Raw genomic sequence first — 16357 nt, forward strand, 5'->3', positions numbered from 1 at the left:
TGTCGCGTTTTTCGCCCGCTTCGGGCCAGCGGGAAAACGCAAGTGAGTGAGCCTAAGTGCAACCAGTTATTACGATTTTCGCTATCTGTAACAACGCCGGCCACGGGCAAAAAAAAACCTGCGCATCTGCGCAGGCTGGTGTAAGTAAAGTGGTCAACTTGACGTTGACTCCACCTATCAATACCTCTGGGATAGCCAGAATATCAACCTGCTCGGCGGACAAACCAGCGAACATTCGCAACAGCGCATCGCAAAGTGTAAGCAAAGGTTTGTATTTCCCCGAGCCGGTTTCAATTACTGATAGCGTCAATGTAAACAGGTCAACGATAAGCCCGCTCTGAATCACATTTGCGCCATTCCTTCGCCGCCGCGCCTTGAATCTGCCGCTCTTTCCCGTAACATAGCAGTATGTAAACGCTTACCCTATAAAAGGCATGGTATGGCGACAATTAAGGATGTAGCCCGACTCGCAGGAGTCTCCGTCGCTACCGTCTCCCGCGTCATCAACAACTCTCCCAAAGCCAGCGAAGCCTCGCGTCAGTCCGTGGGCGCGGCGATGGAAACCCTCAACTATCACCCCAACGCGAACGCCCGGGCGCTGGCCCAGCAGTCCACGGAAACCGTCGGCCTGGTGGTGGGCGATGTCTCCGACCCCTTCTTCGGCGCGATGGTCAAAGCCGTCGAACAGGTGGCCTACCGCACCGGCAATTTTTTGCTGATTGGCAATGGCTACCACAACGTGCAAAAGGAGCGCCAGGCGATAGAGCAGCTGATCCGCCACCGCTGCGCGGCGCTGGTGGTGCACGCCAAAATGATCCCCGATGAGGAACTCGCGGGGCTGATGAAACAGATCCCCGGCATGGTGCTGATCAACCGCATCCTGCCCGGATATGAAACCCGCTGCGTGGCGCTGGACGATCGCTACGGCGCCTGGCTGGCGACCCGCCACCTGATCCAGCAGGGGCACACGCGTATCGGCTATCTGTGCTCAAACCACGATATCTCTGATGCGGAAGATCGCCTGCAGGGGTACTACGCGGCGCTGGAGGAGAGCGGCCTGCCGTGCAACGACCGGCTGGTCACGTTTGCCGAGCCGGATGAAAGCGGCGGCGAACAGGCGATGACCGAACTGCTTGGCCGCGGCCGCCACTTTAGCGCCGTCGCCTGCTATAACGACTCGATGGCCGCCGGCGCGATGGGGGTGCTGAACGACAACGGTATCGACGTCCCGCGGGAAATTTCGCTGATCGGCTTCGACGATGTCCTGATTTCGCGCTATGTCCGCCCGCGGCTGACCACTGTCCGTTACCCGATCGTCACGATGGCGACCCAGGCGGCCGAGCTGGCCTTAGCCCTGGCGGAGCAGCGCCCGGCGCCGGAGATCACCCACCTGTTCAGCCCGACGCTGGTGCGCCGTCATTCGGTGGTGGCCCCGCAGGAAGGCGATAAGTCGTAGCGATAGAGATGCACGGCGGTGGCCGGATAATCCAGGCCCTCGCCGATGTAGCGCCAGCCGAAGCGTTCATAAAAATCGCGGCAGGTGGAGTAGAGATAAAGCTCCTGATAGCCCGCGCGGCGGGCATAATCGATCACATGCCGCTGCAGCTGTCCGGCCAGCCCCTGACCGCGAGCGGCGGGCGCGACGTACAGCGCCGCCAGCCAGGGAAACAGATCCTGGCGGCTTATCAAATCGCAGCGCCAGAGGCCAATCGTTCCGAGCAGTTGCTCCCCTTCCACGGCAATAAAGGTCAGCGGTAGCGCCTCCGCCGTCTGGCTATGCTGCACAATGCTGGCGAAAAACTCCCGCGGCAGCGCCTCGCCGCCAAAGGCCTGCCACAGCCAGTCGGTCACCTGCCGGGCGAACTGCGGCGCGGCGTACAGCGGCAGGATCGTCATACCAGCTTCCCCTGAAAAATCGGCACCGAATCGAACAGATAGCCGTCAAAGTCCGGGGCGTCTTCATCGGACAGCTCCAGCAGACTGTTTTTGACGTTTTCCAGATGCTGCCACATCGCCTGCCAGGCGCCCATCACATCGCGACGCCGCAGCGCGGCGAGCAGCGTCTGCCGGTCGCCGAGCCACTTCAGCCGCCAGGCGCGGCTGGCAATATGCACATTGAACTGCTGCCACAGCGGGCTGCTGTCCATCTGCAGCCAGATCCGCTCCACCGTCGCCAACAGCATCTGGTTCTGCGTCGCCCCGGCCAGCACCAGATGGAACAGGCGGGCGTTATCCTGGGCGGTGTCGTTGAGGGCGATAGCCCGCTGCTCCTGCTCGATAATCCGCTTCAGATTATCGATATCGGCGCGGGTGGCCATTTTCGCGGCAAAGGCGGCGATATTGCTCTCCAGCAGCTGGCGCGCCTGGAGAATTTCAAACGGACCGACGTCGCTGCTGAGCAACTGCTCTTCTTCGCTGTCGTTTTCATGCGGGATACGCATGACGTACACGCCGGATCCCTGACGAATATCCACCGTCCCCTGCAGCTCCAGCATCAGCAGCGCTTCGCGCACAATGGTCCGGCTGACGCCATAGGTTTCGGCAATATGGCGTTCCGGCGGCAAACGCGACCCGACCGGGTAGCGCCCCTGCGCAATCTGGGCGCGCAGGTCATCACCAATCTCCTGATAGGGCTTCTTTTCCGGCGGAATTATCGCTTTTTCCACAAAATCACCTGTGCGTTACATGCCTGCGAGTCGAATACGCCGCTATCTTAGCAAAGATTGCTCCCCGCTAGCGGTATTCATCGTCGATATCCAGCACCAGCTCACGCCGTTCGCCGAGCTGACGAAACCAGTACGCCGAAGCTTTGGGCCGCCGGGCGCGATGGTTTTGCAGATCGATTTCGATTAGCCCGTAGCGGTTTTTAAAAGCGTTCATCGGCGACACGTTGTCGGTAAACGCCCACAGCATATAGCCCTGGCAGTTGGCCCCTGCCTCGCGGGCGCGCAGGGTGTGCCAGAGATGTTCGCTGATAAAACGAATGCGGTAGCTGTCATCGATGACGCCTTCGCGGTTACGGAACTGGCCTTCGTTTTCCACCCCCATCCCGCTCTCGGCCACGAACCACGGGATGTTGCGATAGTCATTTTTGATCCGCATCGCCATATCAAAGATGATTTGCGGGTAGATTTCCCAGCCGCGGGAGGCGTTCATCCGCCGGCCGGGCAGCTCAAACGGCTCATAATACCAGGCTGGATGGAACGGGGTATGCGGATGCCAGGCCCGCGACGGGGCTTTGACCCGGTGCGGATAGTAAAGGTTAATCCCCAGCTCATCGACGGTGTGCTCGCGGATAATCGCCAGCTCCTCCGCGCTGGCCTCCCACGTTACCTGATGCTGCTCAAGCAGCGCGAGAAGCGCCGGCGGCCAGACCCCGTGCACCAGCGGGTCGAGAAACATACGGTTGTAGAACAGATCGTAGATCTCCGCCGCGCGCAGGTCATGCGGGGCGCGGGAGCGTGGGTAGGTCACCTCCGGATTGAGGATGCAGCCGACGGTCCCGGGATAGCCGAGTTCGCGAAATCGCTTCACCACGCAGGCGGTCGCCAGCACCTTATGGTAGTTCCACTGCATCCAGGTGCTGGTGTTCTGCTCATAGGGCCAGCGCAGGGCATCCAGATAGACCCGGGTCTGCATCACGATCGGCTCATTAAAGGTAAACCAGCGGGTTACCTTCAGGTGGTAGCGGGCAAAGACCTGCTCCGCGTAGCGCACAAACAGCTCAACCACTTTTTTCGACCCCCAGCCGCCATACTTTTCCAGCAGATAGCCCGGTAATTCGTAATGCTCAAGGCAGATCATCGGCGTAATGCCGTTGGCCAGTAACGCATCGAACAGCTGGTCGTAATAGGCCGCATACTCCTCATCCACCGTGACGTTTTCATAGTCGATCAGAAAGCGCGACCAGTTGATCGAGGTGCGGTAGTGGGTCAGCCCGGCCAGCTTCATCAGCTGCACGTCTTCCTGAAAGCGATTAATAAAATCGGTAGCCACCGCCGGGCCATAGCTGTTATGCCAGACGTGGCGGTCGTTTTTGTACCAGAGATCGGGCCAGGAGTCCTGCCCCGGTTTTTTTCCGCTCCAGCCCTCGGTCTGCCAGGCGGAAGCCGCCGCGCCAAGGATAAAATCATCGGGAATGGTCATCCGTACGGTAGTCATAGGCTCCTCAGACAGGGTTGGCGGTCTGTTGATTATCGGCCTGACGCTGTGCAGCATCGGCACGGCGGGAGGCAATTTTGACGAAAGGCAGATAGATAAGCACCGCGACGACGATGCAGATAAGCTGGGTCACCACCGCCCCCATCGAGCCGGCGGTGGACAGCCAGGCGTTGATCAGCGGCGGCGTGGTCCAGGGCACCATCACCACCGCCTTGCCGGCGAAGCCGGTCAGGGTGGCGAAATAGCCGATGCTGCCGGTCACCAGCGGGGTGATGATAAACGGGATGGCGAGGATCGGGTTGAGCATGATCGGCATCCCGAAGATCACCGGCTCGTTAATATTGAACAGCCCCGGGCCTATCGACAGCTTGGCGATCTCTTTCATCTCTTTGCGCCTGGTGGCGATCATCACCGCAATCAGCAGGCCGATGGTCAGCCCCGAGCCGCCGATGCTCATGTAAACATCCCAGAAGGGCATCGTGATGATGTTCGGTACCTCTTTCCCCTGCTCAAAGGCGCTCATATTGACGGTGATCGCCCCCAGCAGCAGCGGCTCGCGGATCGGCTTGATCATCTGGTTGCCGTGAATACCGATCACCCAGAACAGCTGGGCGACGAACATCAGCAGCAGGATCCCCGGCAGGCTCTGCACCACCCGCTCCAGCGGCTGCTGCACCACCTGGTAGACCGCATCGTAGAGATACATTCCCGTCAGCTGGTGGAAGAGAAAACCAAAGGTGGCGATCGCGGTGGTGGTGATGATCGCCGGGATCAGCGCGGAAAAAGAGGCAGAAACGTTCGGCGGCACGGTATCCGGCATCTTGATCTTCAGCCCCTTGCGCCCCTCCAGCCAGCAGTAAATCTCGACCGACAGAATGGCGATGAACATTCCGAGGAACAGACTACGGGTATCGGAGAACTGACGCAGCAGGACATCTTTCACCACGTGCATCTGGCCATCGACCATCATCTCCACCGTGGTCGGCGTGACGCAGATAAAGCAGATCACCGCCAGCAGGCCGGGAAACAGGCTTTTGATGCCGTTGATCCGCCCCAGCTCAATGCCGATCAGAAACACGGCGCCGATATTGAGGAAGTTGAGCGTGGCGTAGTTCAGCGCGCTGGTGATCGGCTTCAGCGCCGCGAGAAAGGAGAGTGAGGAAAAGCTGGCGAGCCCATTCTTCGGATCCAGCACCATATTGGAGATCAGCACCGAAAAGGCCCCGACGATGATCACCGGCATCAGGGTAATAAACGCCGATTTGATCGCCATAATGTAGCGATAGCTGTTGAATGTCGTCGCGAAACGCCCCAGCGCGTCGATCAGTTTGTCCTGTAATGCCATAAAAGAGTACCTCAGAGTAAAGGGCTTATTGCGGCCAGGTGGACAGCCAGAGACTTTTGGCATACCAAAACATAGTCGCCAGGCAAAAATTGTTCTGTGACAGCGCTCGCAACCCGCTTCGTGGTATCCCAAATATCGATAAAAACAGCCATTGGCATACCAGATAACGCCGGTTGGTCAGTTCCTGCTAAAAGCGTGATCGCGATGGTTTTTCCGCCCCGCCCCGTCGATATGTCCCTTTTCGGTCTGTGATAAACTGCGCCTTACCACGTGAAATCAGGAATCGATGAATGGCTACAATGCTGGATGTCTCAATTCGCGCAGGCGTCTCGAAAGCGACGGTTTCCCGCGTGTTGAACGGCACAGGTCAGGTGAAAGAGAGCACCCGCCAACAGGTCTTTAAAGCGATGGAAGAGCTGGGCTACCGGCCGAATTTCCTTGCCCGCTCGCTGGCCAATCAGACCAGCAACAGTATCGGGCTGGTTGTCTCCACCTTTGACGGCTTCTACTTTGGCCGTCTGCTGCAGCAGGCGTCACGCCAGACCGAAGCCTGGGGAAAACAGCTTATCGTCACCGACGGCCATGATACGCCGGAGCGCGAAGAGGAAGCGGTGCAGATGCTCGCCGACCGGCAGTGCGATGCGATCATCCTCTATACCCGGCATATGAGCGAGAAGGCGATCATGTCGCTGATTAACTCGATCGCCATGCCGCTGGTGGTGATTAACCGTGATGTGGCGCAGGCCCGCGAACGCTGCGTGTTTTTCGAACAGCAGGAAGCCGCCTTCCAGGCCGTGGAGTATCTGATTACCCAGGGCCACCGCGATATCGCCTGCATCACCGTCCCGATGCACACCCCCACCGGCCAGGCGCGCCTGCAGGGCTATCGCAACGCGCTGATAAAACATGGTATTGAATGGGATCCGAGCCGGGTGAAATACGGGGACTCGACGATGACCCGCGGCTACGAGCTGTGCCGGGAACTGCTGGACGAGAAAGCCCGCTTCAGCGCGCTGTTTTCCTGTAACGATGATATGGCGCTGGGGGCCTCAAAGGCGCTGCATCAGGCGGGGCTGCGTATTCCGCAGGATGTGTCGCTGTTTGGCTTCGACGATGCGCCAAGCGCGAAATGGCTGGAGCCGGGGCTGTCGACGGTCTATCTGCCCATCGACAACATGATCACCACGGCTATCGATCAGGCGATCAAGCTTGCTAATCAGCAGCCGATCGAAACGATCCCGCCGTTCACCGGCACGCTGGTGTTGCGCGAGTCGGTAACGACGGGACCGTTTTTTAAATAAGCTCTAAGGCCAGCAGCTCCTGGATGGTCTGGCGACGACGAATCAGCCGCGCCTTGCCGCCATCAAACAGCACCTCCGGCAGCAGCGGACGGCTGTTATAGTTGGATGACATCGAGGCCCCGTAGGCGCCCGTGTCATGGAGCACCAGATAATCCCCTGGGGCCACCGCCGGCAGCAGACGGGTCTCGACTTTACCCCCTTCCTGCTGGGTAAAGACGTCTCCGGACTCGCACAGCGGCCCGGCCACCACGGTCTCCACCTGCGGCGCGGCGCTGAGATCGCGCCCATCCGCCGCCAGAGCGGTGATATGGTGATAGCTGCCGTACATCGCCGGGCGCATCAGGTCGTTAAAGCCGGCGTCAATCAGCACGAAGTGGCGGCTGCCCATCTCTTTCACGCTGCGCACCTGCGACACCAGCACGCCGGACTCGGCCACCAGGAAGCGTCCGGGTTCAATCTCCAGTTTCACCGGGTGCCCCAGATGGGTGGCGATCTGCTCCCGGGCGCGGTTCCACAGGCCGTAATAGTGGGCGGTGTCGATGGCCTCTTCACCCTCGCGGTAAGGAATAGACAGGCCGCCGCCGGCGGAGATGGCCTGCAGATCCTGGCCAAAGTCGACAACCTGGCGCACCATCGCGCCGCACACCTGCTCCAGGTGACCGTAGTCGACGCCAGAGCCGATATGCATATGGATCCCCACCAGCTGCAGCTGATAACGACGCATCACTTCCAGCGCCGCCGGCAGATGGCTGTACCAGATGCCATGCTTGCTGTTCTCACCGCCGGTATTGGTTTTCTGGCTGTGGCCGTGGCCAAAGCCCGGGTTGACGCGCAGCCAGACGCGATGGCCCGGCGACACCTCCCCCAGCTGGCTTAGCATGTCGATCGAACCGGCGTTCACCGGGATCTGTAACGCCTTGACGCGATCGAGGGTGGCGTCGTCGATCAGATCGGCGGTGAAGACAATATCCTCTGGATGCTGCTGCGGATCGTAGCCTGCCGCCAGCGCACGCTCGATCTCCCCCAGCGACACCGAGTCCACCTTCACCCCCTGCTCACGCATCAGACGCAGAATATGGATGTTAGAGCAGGCTTTTTGCGCAAAACGCACCACGTCAAACTGGCTGAGCTGGGCAATCTGGCGGCGAATAATCTGCGCATCATAGACCCAGACCGGGCAGCCAAATTCCGCCGGCAGGCGCAGCAGGTTGTCCGCGGTTAGATCGGTATCAGTGGCGTAAAGCGAATGTGGCATAAAAACTCCGGTGCAGTGCGTGTGTTGGTCGCTGTTTTTTCTGATTACGCCACAGTGCCTGACCAATAAAAAATATCGTTTTATCGCGACTCTATGCAAAAATGATATGGTTACAGCAGAGCCTCAGGGAGACCGCATGCCAGCCGTCAATTTGCGCCATATCGAAATCTTTCACGCGGTGATGACCACCGGCAACCTGACCGAAGCCGCGAGGATGCTGCACACCTCGCAACCCACCGTCAGCCGCGAGCTGGCGCGCTTTGAGAAGGTGCTCGGCCTGCAGCTGTTTGAGCGGACCCGCGGTCGCCTGCAGCCAACCGTGCAGGGCCTGCGCCTGTTTGAGGAGGTTCAGCGTTCCTGGTACGGCCTGGACCGCATCGTCAGCGCCGCCGAGAGCCTGCGCGAGTTCCGCCAGGGCGAGCTGTCGATCGCCTGCCTGCCGGTGTTTTCCCAGTCCTTTCTGCCGCTGCTGTTGCCGCCGTTTCTCGCCCGCTACCCGGAGGTCAGCCTGCAGATCGTCCCCCAGGAGTCGCCGCTGCTGGAGGAGTGGCTCTCCGCCCAGCGCCATGACCTTGGCCTGACGGAGACCCTGCATACCCCGGCGGGCACCGAACGCACTCCGCTGCTGACGCTGAATGAAGTCTGCGTGCTGCCCGCCGGCCATCCGCTGGCGGCGCAGACGACGCTGACCCCCGCCGATTTTCAGGGCGAAAACTACATCAGCCTGTCGCGCACCGACAGCTATCGCCAGCTGCTCGACGCCCTGTTCCTTGAGCATCAGGTTAAACGGCGGATGGTGGTCGAAACCCACAGTGCGGCCTCGATCTGCGCCATGGTGCGCGCCGGCGCCGGGATCTCGGTGGTTAACCCGCTGACCGCTCTGGACTATGCCGATAGCGGCGTGGTGGTGCGCCGCTTCAGCGTCGAGGTGCCGTTTACCGTCAGCCTGATCCGCCCGCTCCATCGCCCGCGCTCGGCGCTGGTCGATGCCTTCGTGACGCACCTGCAGCAGAGTCTGCCGCAGATCCTCACGCCGCTGGCGTCGGTCCTGCAGAGAGCATAAAGTTGACCGCGTCTTCCGCATGGATCGCCGCGGTGTCAAAGACCGGCAGCGGGCTGAGCTCGGCAGGCACCAGCAGGCCTATCTCTGTACAGCCGAAAATAACCCCTTCCGCTCCCTGCTCCGCCAGGGCGGCGATCGTCTGCAGATAATAGTCCCGCGACGCCTCGCTGAAGGTGCCGAGACAGAGCTCGTCGAAGATGATCTGATTGATCCGCGCCCGATCGTCGGCCTCGGGGATCAGCGTCTCGATGGCAAACTGCTCCTGCAGACGACCGCGGTAAAAGGTCTGCTCCATGGTATAGCGGGTGCCCAGCAGCGCGACCCGCCGCTGGCCTTTGGCGGCAATCGCCCGCCCGGTGGCATCGGCGATATGCAGAAAGGGAACCTGGCAGCGGGCGGCGATGGCATCCGCTACCTTGTGCATGGTGTTGGTGCACAGAACAATGCCCTCGGCACCCGCCTGCTGCAGCCCGACCGCGGCTTCGGCAAGGATCGCCCCGGCGCGATCCCAGTCGCCGGCGGACTGACAGGCTTCGATGTCGTGAAAATCGACGCTGTGCAGCACCAGGCTGGCGGAGTGCAGCCCACCCAGTCGCGCCTTCACGCCTTCATTAATCAGGCGATAGTAAGGGATCGTTGACTCCCAGCTCATGCCGCCTAACAGGCCAATGGTTTTCATCTTCTGCTCCTTATGTCGTTTCTGCCAGTGAAACAAACTTGTGATCAACTTTCCACTTCTCTGGCCGCGTATTTCTTTTTCATGAAGAGTGGGATAAGTTAAGTGAAACAACGTTTCATTTTAACAACAGGATCGCCCGATGTTTATTTTCCATAAAGACACCACCCTTGAAGACCTCGGCAATGGCGTAACCCGCCGCATTCTGGCGCACGACGGCAAAATGATGGCCGTAGAGGTGAATTTTGCCGCCGGCGCCGTCGGCCCGATGCATAACCATCCTCACGAACAGCTCACCTATGTGCTCTCGGGCGAGTTCGAGTTCACTATCGGCGAGGAGACGCGCGTCGTCAGCGCTGGCGATACGCTGTATAAGCAGCCGGGGATCATGCACGGCTGCGTCTGTTTGCAGCCCGGCACGCTGCTCGACACCTTTACCCCGATCCGCGAAGATTTTCTCGCACGCTGATGAAAAACGGGGGCGATCGCCGCCCCCGATTCAGGTTTCACAGCACGCGCTAAAAAAGATGCCGCCCCAATCATTATCCTGGTAATAATATTTCCCGCTCAGTTCAGACTGATTGTTCCTTGTTTTCAAGCTCCCTCAGATCCTTAAAGTGCTTACCACCTCACCTTTTTGAAACATCGTTTCGACTTTGATCACATTTCCATCCAGATCTGCATGACGCGGAAATAAATCGCAATAAAATGAAATTAAAACGGTGTTTTATAAAAAACAGATCAGCATAAAAAAGAGCCTGACGGCCCCTCCATGTTGGGCCAGATAAAACTTAAGCCATTCATTAACAAGGATATGTTAACCAGAGGAAACGTTCAGACTTTTTTGCGTTGTTCGCGGCAAAAGGCCGACAGCGCGGCGTCACCCGATCCGTATTACAACTCGTAAGCCAGGTAGGTATGTATGAATGAAAACAAGCTGCTGGGATTGGCATGGATATCGCCCTATATCATCGGGCTGATTGTCTTTACTGCTTTTCCTTTTGTTTCATCTTTCTTTCTCAGTTTTACTGAGTACGACTTGATGAGTCCGCCGGTATTTAACGGCATTGAAAACTATCGCTATATGTTGACCGAGGATAGCCTGTTCTGGAAATCGATGGGGGTGACCTTTGCCTACGTCTTTTTAACCATCCCCTTAAAACTGGCTTTCGCCCTCGGCATTGCCTTTGTGCTCAATTTCAAACTGCGCGGCATCGGCTTTTTCCGCACCGCCTACTACATCCCGTCGATCCTCGGCAGCTCGGTGGCGATTGCCGTGCTGTGGCGCGCCCTGTTCGCCATTGACGGCCTGCTGAACAGCTTTCTCGCCGTCTTTGGCATCGATGCCGTCAACTGGCTGGGGGAACCCTCGCTGGCTTTAATGTCGGTCACCCTGCTGCGCGTCTGGCAGTTTGGCTCCGCGATGGTCATCTTCCTCGCCGCCCTGCAGAACGTCCCGCAGTCGCAGTATGAGGCGGCAATGATCGACGGCGCCTCGAAGTGGCAGATGTTTATGAAGGTCACCGTGCCGCTGATCACCCCGGTGATTTTCTTCAACTTTATTATGCAGACTACCCAGGCGTTCCAGGAGTTTACCGGCCCGTACGTGATAACCGGCGGCGGCCCGACCTATTACACCTACCTGTTCTCGCTCTACATCTACGATACCGCCTTTAAGTACTTCGACATGGGCTATGGCGCCGCGCTGGCGTGGGTGCTGTTCCTCGTCGTGGCGGTTTTTGCGTCGATCGCCTTTAAGTCATCGAAATACTGGGTCTTCTACTCCGCCGATAAGGGAGGCAAAAATGGCTGATATTCAACAGATGGCGCCGGTGATAAGCGACGCCGATCGTGAGGTCGCACGTACGCTGCGCCGGGAAAAAGTGAGCCGGGTGGTGCGCTACGTCGTGCTGATATTCGTCGGCCTGCTGATGCTCTACCCGCTGGCGTGGATGTTCTCCGCCTCGTTCAAGCCGAACCATGAGATCTTCACCACCCTCGGGCTGTGGCCGACCCACGCCACCTGGGACGGGTTTATCAACGGCTGGAAGACCGGCACCGAATACCATTTCGGCCACTATATGCTGAACACCTTTAAGTATGTGATCCCGAAGGTGGTGTTAACCATCATCTCCTCCACTATCGTGGCGTACGGCTTTGCGCGCTTTGAGATCCCGTGGAAGAAGTTCTGGTTCGCGACGCTCATCACCACCATGCTGCTGCCGAGCACCGTCCTGCTTATCCCGCAGTACCTGATGTTCCGTGAAATGGGAATGCTGAACAGCTATCTGCCGCTGTATCTGCCGCTGGCTTTCGCCACCCAGGGATTCTTTGTCTTTATGCTGATCCAGTTTCTGCGCGGCGTCCCGCGGGATATGGAAGAGGCGGCGCAGATCGACGGCTGCAACTCCATCCAGGTGCTGTGGTATGTGGTGGTGCCGATCCTCAAGCCGGCCATTATCTCGGTGGCGCTGTTCCAGTTCATGTGGTCGATGAATGACTTTATCGGTCCGCTGATCTACGTCTACAGCGTCGATAAGTATCCCATCGCGCTGGCGCTAAAAATGTCTATCGACGTCACGGAAGGCGCGCCGTGGAACGAAATTCTGGCAATGGCGAGCATCTCCATTCTGCCGTCCATCATCGTCTTCTTCCTGGCTCAACGCTACTTCGTGCAGGGCGTGACCAGCAGCGGAATCAAAGGTTAAGAGGGAAATATCATGGCTGAAGTGATTTTCAACAAACTGGAAAAAGTTTACTCCAACGGGTTTAAAGCGGTGCATGGTATCGACCTGAAGATTGCCGATGGCGAATTTATGGTGATCGTCGGCCCTTCCGGCTGCGCCAAATCGACCACCCTGCGCATGCTGGCGGGTCTGGAGACCATCAGCGGCGGCGAGGTGCGGATCGGCGACAAGATCGTCAACAACCTGGCGCCTAAATCCCGTGGTATTGCGATGGTGTTCCAAAACTACGCCCTCTATCCGCATATGACGGTGCGGGAAAACCTCGCCTTCGGCCTGAAGCTGAGCAAGCTGCCCAAGGCACAGATTGATCGGCAGGTGGAGGAAGCGGCGAAAATCCTCGAACTGGAGGAGCTGCTGGAACGTCTGCCGCGCCAGCTCTCCGGCGGCCAGGCGCAGCGCGTGGCGGTGGGCCGGGCGATCGTCAAAAAACCGGACGTCTTCTTGTTCGACGAGCCGCTCTCCAACCTGGACGCCAAGCTGCGCGCCTCGATGCGCATTCGCATTTCCGATCTGCATAAGCAGTTGAAAAAATCCGGTAAACCGGCGACCACCGTCTACGTTACCCACGATCAGACGGAAGCGATGACCATGGGCGACCGCATCTGCGTGATGAAGCTCGGCCACATTATGCAGGTCGATACCCCGGACAACCTTTACCACCAGCCGAAAAATATGTTTGTCGCCGGCTTTATCGGCGCGCCGGAGATGAATATTCGCCCCAGCCAGCTGGTTGAGCACGACGGCCGCCTGTGCCTGACCCTTGGCGACCAGCGCCTGCCGTTGAACGACCGTCTGGCGGAGAAAGTAGGCGCCTATCAGCATCAGGAGGTGTTCTACGGGGTCCGCCCGGAATTCGTGTCGCTCTCCGACGCACCGTTCGCCGAAGGCGGCTGCATGGGCGAGATGGTGCGGGTGGAAAACATGGGGCATGAGTTCTTTGTCTATCTGCAGGTCGCGGGCTACGAGCTGACCGCTCGCGTGCCGTCGGACGATGCGAAGCCAATGATTGCTAAAGGACTGAATCGAAAAGTCTATTTCACCTTTGATCTTAACAAGTGTCACATCTTTGACGCCAAAACAGAACAGAACCTCTCTCTGTGAACCCTGGAGCATAACAATGAAAAACGTGCTGATAAGCGCCACCCTCTCCGCCACCCTGGGCCTTAGCGCCTTCTCCTCGCTGGCGCAGGATGTCGACCTGCGCATGTCCTGGTGGGGGGGCAATGGCCGCCATCAGGTGACCCTCAAGGCGCTGGAGGCTTTTCACCAGCAATATCCTGATATCAATGTCAAAGCGGAATATACCGGTTGGGACGGCCATCTTTCGCGCCTGACCACCCAGATAGCCGGCGGCACCGAGCCTGACGTGATGCAGACCAACTGGAACTGGCTGCCGATCTTTTCGAAAAATGGCGATGGCTTTTACGATCTCAATACCCTGAAAGACGAGATCGATCTCAGCCAGTTTGACGCCAAAGAGCTGCAGTCCACCACGGTCAACGGCAAGCTCAACGGCATCCCGGTGTCGGTCACCGCCCGCGTTTTCTACTTTAACGACGAAGCGTGGAAAAAGGCGGGCATCCCCTTCCCGAAAACCTGGGATGAACTGCTGGCGGCGGGGAAAACTTTCGAAAGCAAACTCGGGAAACAGTACTACCCGGTGGTGCTTGAGCACCAGGACGTGCTGGCCCTGCTCAACTCTTACATGGTGCAAAAATACAACCAGCCGGCCATCGATGAGAAGGGCCGCAAATTCTCCTACAGCAAAGCGCAGTGGGCGGACTTCTTCGGCATGTATAAGAAGCTTATCGACAGCCATGTGATGCCGGACACCCGCTACTATGCCTCGTTCGGCAAGAGCAACATGTACGAGATGAAGCCGTGGATCCAGGGTGAATGGGGCGGGACCTACATGTGGAACTCCACCATCAATAAATATTCCGACAATCTGAAGCCGCCGGCGAAGCTGGTGCTGGGGGAATACCCGATGCTCCCCGGCGCCACCGATGCCGGACTGTTCTTCAAGCCTGCGCAGATGCTGTCCATTGGCAAATCGACGAAAAACCCGCAGGCAGCGGCGAAATTGATTAACTTCCTGCTGAACAGTAAAGAAGGGGTGGATATTCTGGGTCTGGAGCGTGGCGTGCCGCTGAGCAAAGCGGCGGTCACCTACCTGACCGAGGACGGGATCATCAAAGCCGACGATCCGGCGGTGTCCGGCCTGAAGCTGGCGCAATCCCTGCCCACCACCCTGCCGGTCTCGCCGTACTTCGACGACCCACAGATCGTCGCCCAGTTCGGCACCACCCTGCAGTACATCGACTACGGTAAAAAGTCGGTGGAAGAAGCGGCCGAGGACTTCCAGCGCCAGACCGACCGCATTCTGCGCCGCGCGATGCGTTAACCTGCCTGCCTGAACTCTCCCGCGGCGTCCGCCGCGGGAGAGCCTGCCTGAGCATCCTGTCAGAAGAAATATTTAAAGCGCACCCGGGCACCATAGCGTTCGTCGGGATTCCCGCTCTTCGCCGCCGTGGAATCGAGCCACGAGGCGTAGGCGCCAAGGTAAATATTGAAGTTCGGCATCGCCATAATATTCGGCAACTGCCAGGATGTATGCACGGTATGGATGTCATAGCGCCCCGGCGCGAGGATTGCGCAGTCGCCATCGCACTCGCCATTCACGCCGGCCATGTTGAACTGATCGATTTTGTTATGCGCGTAGATATAGCCCAGCTCCACGCGATGCCACAGGGCATTGATTCCGGCGCTGAAGTCGGTTTCATCCGCCGCGTCCAGCAGGGCAGTACTCAGATTGACCACCGCCCCATCGTGCGGATCGCTTTTCAGGGTGTTCCAGCTCATGGTCATCCCGTAGCCGGTGCGGTTTGACTGGTCGACCCAGCGCCCGCTCTGATTCTGATAGCCGTAGGCGTTGTTGACGAGGTTGCTCTCTATCGCTGCCGCCGCCGACCAGGCGCCGGACTGCCACACCGCCACCGGCCGCACGTACACTACGTTTTTGCGGTTTTCCAGCGCATTACCGTGATAGCTCTGATCGACAAACAGCGAACTGCCGTCCTCCACCAGGGTATTGACCTCGAAATACCAGTTATCTACGGTTTTGCTGAACAGGAGGTTGCCGCCGCTACTGCTGCGGCCGCGCCCCTCTTTCATCATGTAAATATAGCCATAGCCGTCGGAATAAAGGTCGTTGGCGGTATTTCCTGAATATTCAATAAAGGTATCCTGATTCAGGGGGAACATATCCCAGGCTTCAAAGCGGCCTATTTTTATTTTCCAGTCATCCTGCTGACCAAAGAAAAATACCGCATCGTCGAGATTCATTTTGCCATCCATATCCGCCAGCGGCTGCACGCTGAATCCGGCATATTTCCCGTCCTCGCCATTACGTCTGCCATCAAAACCCAGCAGAATACGGCCATTAATATCCCAGCGTTCTTTCTCGCCGGGCGCCCAACTTTTATTCGCGCTGGTTTTGACCGACGTCAGGCTACCGGTGCGGCTGGCGCCATCAAGATTAAATTCGACGTCGCCATAAAATTTTAATTCGCCATTGTCGTTCAGCTGCAGGCGCGGCGTAGCCGGCGCCGCGCGGGCGACGGTCGTGGCCTGCTGCTGGCCTTTCAGCGTCTTAATCTCCGCCTCTGCGCTGGCGGCGCGCGCCTCCGTCGCCTTCAGCCGCTGCTCCATTTGCGCCAGCCGCTCTTCCAGCGATAACGGCGCCTGCGCCATCGCCTGTGGCAGATACAGAGACGTGAGAAAACACCCGACCCAGATTTTATTCATCG

Annotated in this window: 15 protein-coding genes and 1 pseudogene; 8 read left to right on the top strand and 8 right to left on the bottom strand. The window is 58.6% G+C overall.

The window, feature by feature from the left end; translation table 11 throughout:
* Positions 1-81: 81 nt before the first annotated feature.
* Positions 82-346, bottom strand: a pseudogene (locus ABLU50_RS10485) (hypothetical protein).
* A gap of 93 nt (positions 347-439) precedes the next feature.
* On the opposite strand from ABLU50_RS10485, the gene galR reads away from it, so the two are divergent.
* On the top strand, positions 440-1456 hold the full coding sequence (gene galR, locus ABLU50_RS10490) for an HTH-type transcriptional regulator GalR (protein WP_002915981.1): 1017 nt from the start codon (positions 440-442) through the stop codon (positions 1454-1456).
* Here the strand turns inward: galR and ABLU50_RS10495 are convergent.
* The 4 genes from ABLU50_RS10495 to ABLU50_RS10510 form a co-directional block, all read right to left on the bottom strand.
* The gene (locus ABLU50_RS10495; protein WP_017899241.1) at positions 1417-1896 is read right to left on the bottom strand and encodes a GNAT family N-acetyltransferase; all 480 of its coding nucleotides are present in this window, start codon (positions 1894-1896) and stop codon (positions 1417-1419) included. The two genes, galR and ABLU50_RS10495, sit on opposite strands and share 40 nt — an antisense overlap.
* The gene (locus tag ABLU50_RS10500) at positions 1893-2666 is read right to left on the bottom strand and encodes a GntR family transcriptional regulator (RefSeq protein WP_004205433.1); all 774 of its coding nucleotides are present in this window, start codon (positions 2664-2666) and stop codon (positions 1893-1895) included. The genes ABLU50_RS10495 and ABLU50_RS10500 overlap by 4 nt, the downstream gene beginning before the upstream one ends.
* 67 nt (positions 2667-2733) lie before the next feature.
* Positions 2734-4161 (bottom strand): glycoside hydrolase family 1 protein, encoded by a 1428-nt coding sequence (locus tag ABLU50_RS10505; RefSeq protein WP_087833217.1) that lies wholly within the window; start codon positions 4159-4161, stop codon positions 2734-2736.
* 7 nt (positions 4162-4168) lie between these two features.
* The gene (locus tag ABLU50_RS10510; RefSeq protein WP_004205429.1) at positions 4169-5506 is read right to left on the bottom strand and encodes a PTS transporter subunit EIIC; all 1338 of its coding nucleotides are present in this window, start codon (positions 5504-5506) and stop codon (positions 4169-4171) included.
* 299 nt (positions 5507-5805) lie between these two features.
* Here ABLU50_RS10510 and ABLU50_RS10515 point away from each other — a divergent pair, with 299 nt between their 5' ends.
* Positions 5806-6807 carry a LacI family DNA-binding transcriptional regulator gene (locus ABLU50_RS10515; protein ID WP_004229436.1) on the top strand — a complete coding sequence of 334 codons (1002 nt, stop codon included), beginning with the start codon at positions 5806-5808 and terminating at the stop codon, positions 6805-6807.
* Here ABLU50_RS10515 and lysA read toward each other — a convergent pair.
* Positions 6800-8062, bottom strand: coding sequence for a diaminopimelate decarboxylase (lysA, locus tag ABLU50_RS10520; protein WP_057213041.1), 1263 nt, complete (start codon positions 8060-8062; stop codon positions 6800-6802). The two genes, ABLU50_RS10515 and lysA, sit on opposite strands and share 8 nt — an antisense overlap.
* A 136-nt stretch (positions 8063-8198) precedes the next feature.
* Here lysA and ABLU50_RS10525 point away from each other — a divergent pair, with 136 nt between their 5' ends.
* Positions 8199-9125 carry a LysR family transcriptional regulator gene (locus ABLU50_RS10525; RefSeq protein ID WP_004205422.1) on the top strand — a complete coding sequence of 309 codons (927 nt, stop codon included), beginning with the start codon at positions 8199-8201 and terminating at the stop codon, positions 9123-9125.
* Here ABLU50_RS10525 and ABLU50_RS10530 read toward each other — a convergent pair.
* On the bottom strand, positions 9091-9804 hold the full coding sequence (locus ABLU50_RS10530) for an aspartate/glutamate racemase (RefSeq protein WP_004205421.1): 714 nt from the start codon (positions 9802-9804) through the stop codon (positions 9091-9093). The genes ABLU50_RS10525 and ABLU50_RS10530 overlap by 35 nt on opposite strands.
* 139 nt (positions 9805-9943) lie before the next feature.
* Between ABLU50_RS10530 and ABLU50_RS10535 the strand changes: the two genes are divergently transcribed.
* The 5 genes from ABLU50_RS10535 to ABLU50_RS10555 all read left to right on the top strand — a co-directional run bounded on the left by ABLU50_RS10535 (position 9944) and on the right by ABLU50_RS10555 (position 14952).
* Positions 9944-10270, top strand: a complete 327-nt coding sequence (locus tag ABLU50_RS10535) for a cupin domain-containing protein (RefSeq protein WP_004205420.1) — start codon at positions 9944-9946, stop codon at positions 10268-10270.
* 453 nt (positions 10271-10723) lie between these two features.
* Positions 10724-11614, top strand: coding sequence for a sugar ABC transporter permease (locus tag ABLU50_RS10540; RefSeq protein WP_004205419.1), 891 nt, complete (start codon positions 10724-10726; stop codon positions 11612-11614).
* On the top strand, positions 11607-12509 hold the full coding sequence (locus ABLU50_RS10545) for a carbohydrate ABC transporter permease (protein WP_017899247.1): 903 nt from the start codon (positions 11607-11609) through the stop codon (positions 12507-12509). Before ABLU50_RS10540 ends, ABLU50_RS10545 begins: the two co-directional genes overlap by 8 nt.
* 12 nt (positions 12510-12521) lie before the next feature.
* Positions 12522-13649, top strand: coding sequence for an ABC transporter ATP-binding protein (locus ABLU50_RS10550; protein ID WP_017899248.1), 1128 nt, complete (start codon positions 12522-12524; stop codon positions 13647-13649).
* 16 nt (positions 13650-13665) lie between these two features.
* On the top strand, positions 13666-14952 hold the full coding sequence (locus tag ABLU50_RS10555) for an ABC transporter substrate-binding protein (protein WP_004205415.1): 1287 nt from the start codon (positions 13666-13668) through the stop codon (positions 14950-14952).
* Between the two features lie 59 nt (positions 14953-15011).
* Here the strand turns inward: ABLU50_RS10555 and ABLU50_RS10560 are convergent, their stop codons facing one another.
* On the bottom strand, positions 15012-16355 hold the full coding sequence (locus tag ABLU50_RS10560) for a carbohydrate porin (RefSeq protein ID WP_087833216.1): 1344 nt from the start codon (positions 16353-16355) through the stop codon (positions 15012-15014).
* Positions 16356-16357: the final 2 nt, after the last annotated feature.

The organism is Klebsiella sp. GG_Kp173, from assembly GCF_040062415.1.
In the GTDB taxonomy this organism is placed as follows: domain Bacteria; phylum Pseudomonadota; class Gammaproteobacteria; order Enterobacterales; family Enterobacteriaceae; genus Klebsiella; species Klebsiella quasipneumoniae.

Coding starts and splice junctions, on each gene's coding strand:
- galR (WP_002915981.1), top strand. CDS start 440: ATGGCGACAATTAAGGATGTAGCCCGACTCGCAGGAGTCTCCGTCGCT.
- ABLU50_RS10535 (WP_004205420.1), top strand. CDS start 9,944: ATGTTTATTTTCCATAAAGACACCACCCTTGAAGACCTCGGCAATGGC.
- ABLU50_RS10540 (WP_004205419.1), top strand. CDS start 10,724: ATGAATGAAAACAAGCTGCTGGGATTGGCATGGATATCGCCCTATATC.
- ABLU50_RS10505 (WP_087833217.1), bottom strand. CDS start 4,161: ATGACTACCGTACGGATGACCATTCCCGATGATTTTATCCTTGGCGCG.
- ABLU50_RS10550 (WP_017899248.1), top strand. CDS start 12,522: ATGGCTGAAGTGATTTTCAACAAACTGGAAAAAGTTTACTCCAACGGG.
- lysA (WP_057213041.1), bottom strand. CDS start 8,062: ATGCCACATTCGCTTTACGCCACTGATACCGATCTAACCGCGGACAAC.
- ABLU50_RS10525 (WP_004205422.1), top strand. CDS start 8,199: ATGCCAGCCGTCAATTTGCGCCATATCGAAATCTTTCACGCGGTGATG.
- ABLU50_RS10495 (WP_017899241.1), bottom strand. CDS start 1,896: ATGACGATCCTGCCGCTGTACGCCGCGCCGCAGTTCGCCCGGCAGGTG.
- ABLU50_RS10530 (WP_004205421.1), bottom strand. CDS start 9,804: ATGAAAACCATTGGCCTGTTAGGCGGCATGAGCTGGGAGTCAACGATC.
- ABLU50_RS10555 (WP_004205415.1), top strand. CDS start 13,666: ATGAAAAACGTGCTGATAAGCGCCACCCTCTCCGCCACCCTGGGCCTT.
- ABLU50_RS10560 (WP_087833216.1), bottom strand. CDS start 16,355: ATGAATAAAATCTGGGTCGGGTGTTTTCTCACGTCTCTGTATCTGCCA.
- ABLU50_RS10545 (WP_017899247.1), top strand. CDS start 11,607: ATGGCTGATATTCAACAGATGGCGCCGGTGATAAGCGACGCCGATCGT.
- ABLU50_RS10515 (WP_004229436.1), top strand. CDS start 5,806: ATGCTGGATGTCTCAATTCGCGCAGGCGTCTCGAAAGCGACGGTTTCC.
- ABLU50_RS10510 (WP_004205429.1), bottom strand. CDS start 5,506: ATGGCATTACAGGACAAACTGATCGACGCGCTGGGGCGTTTCGCGACG.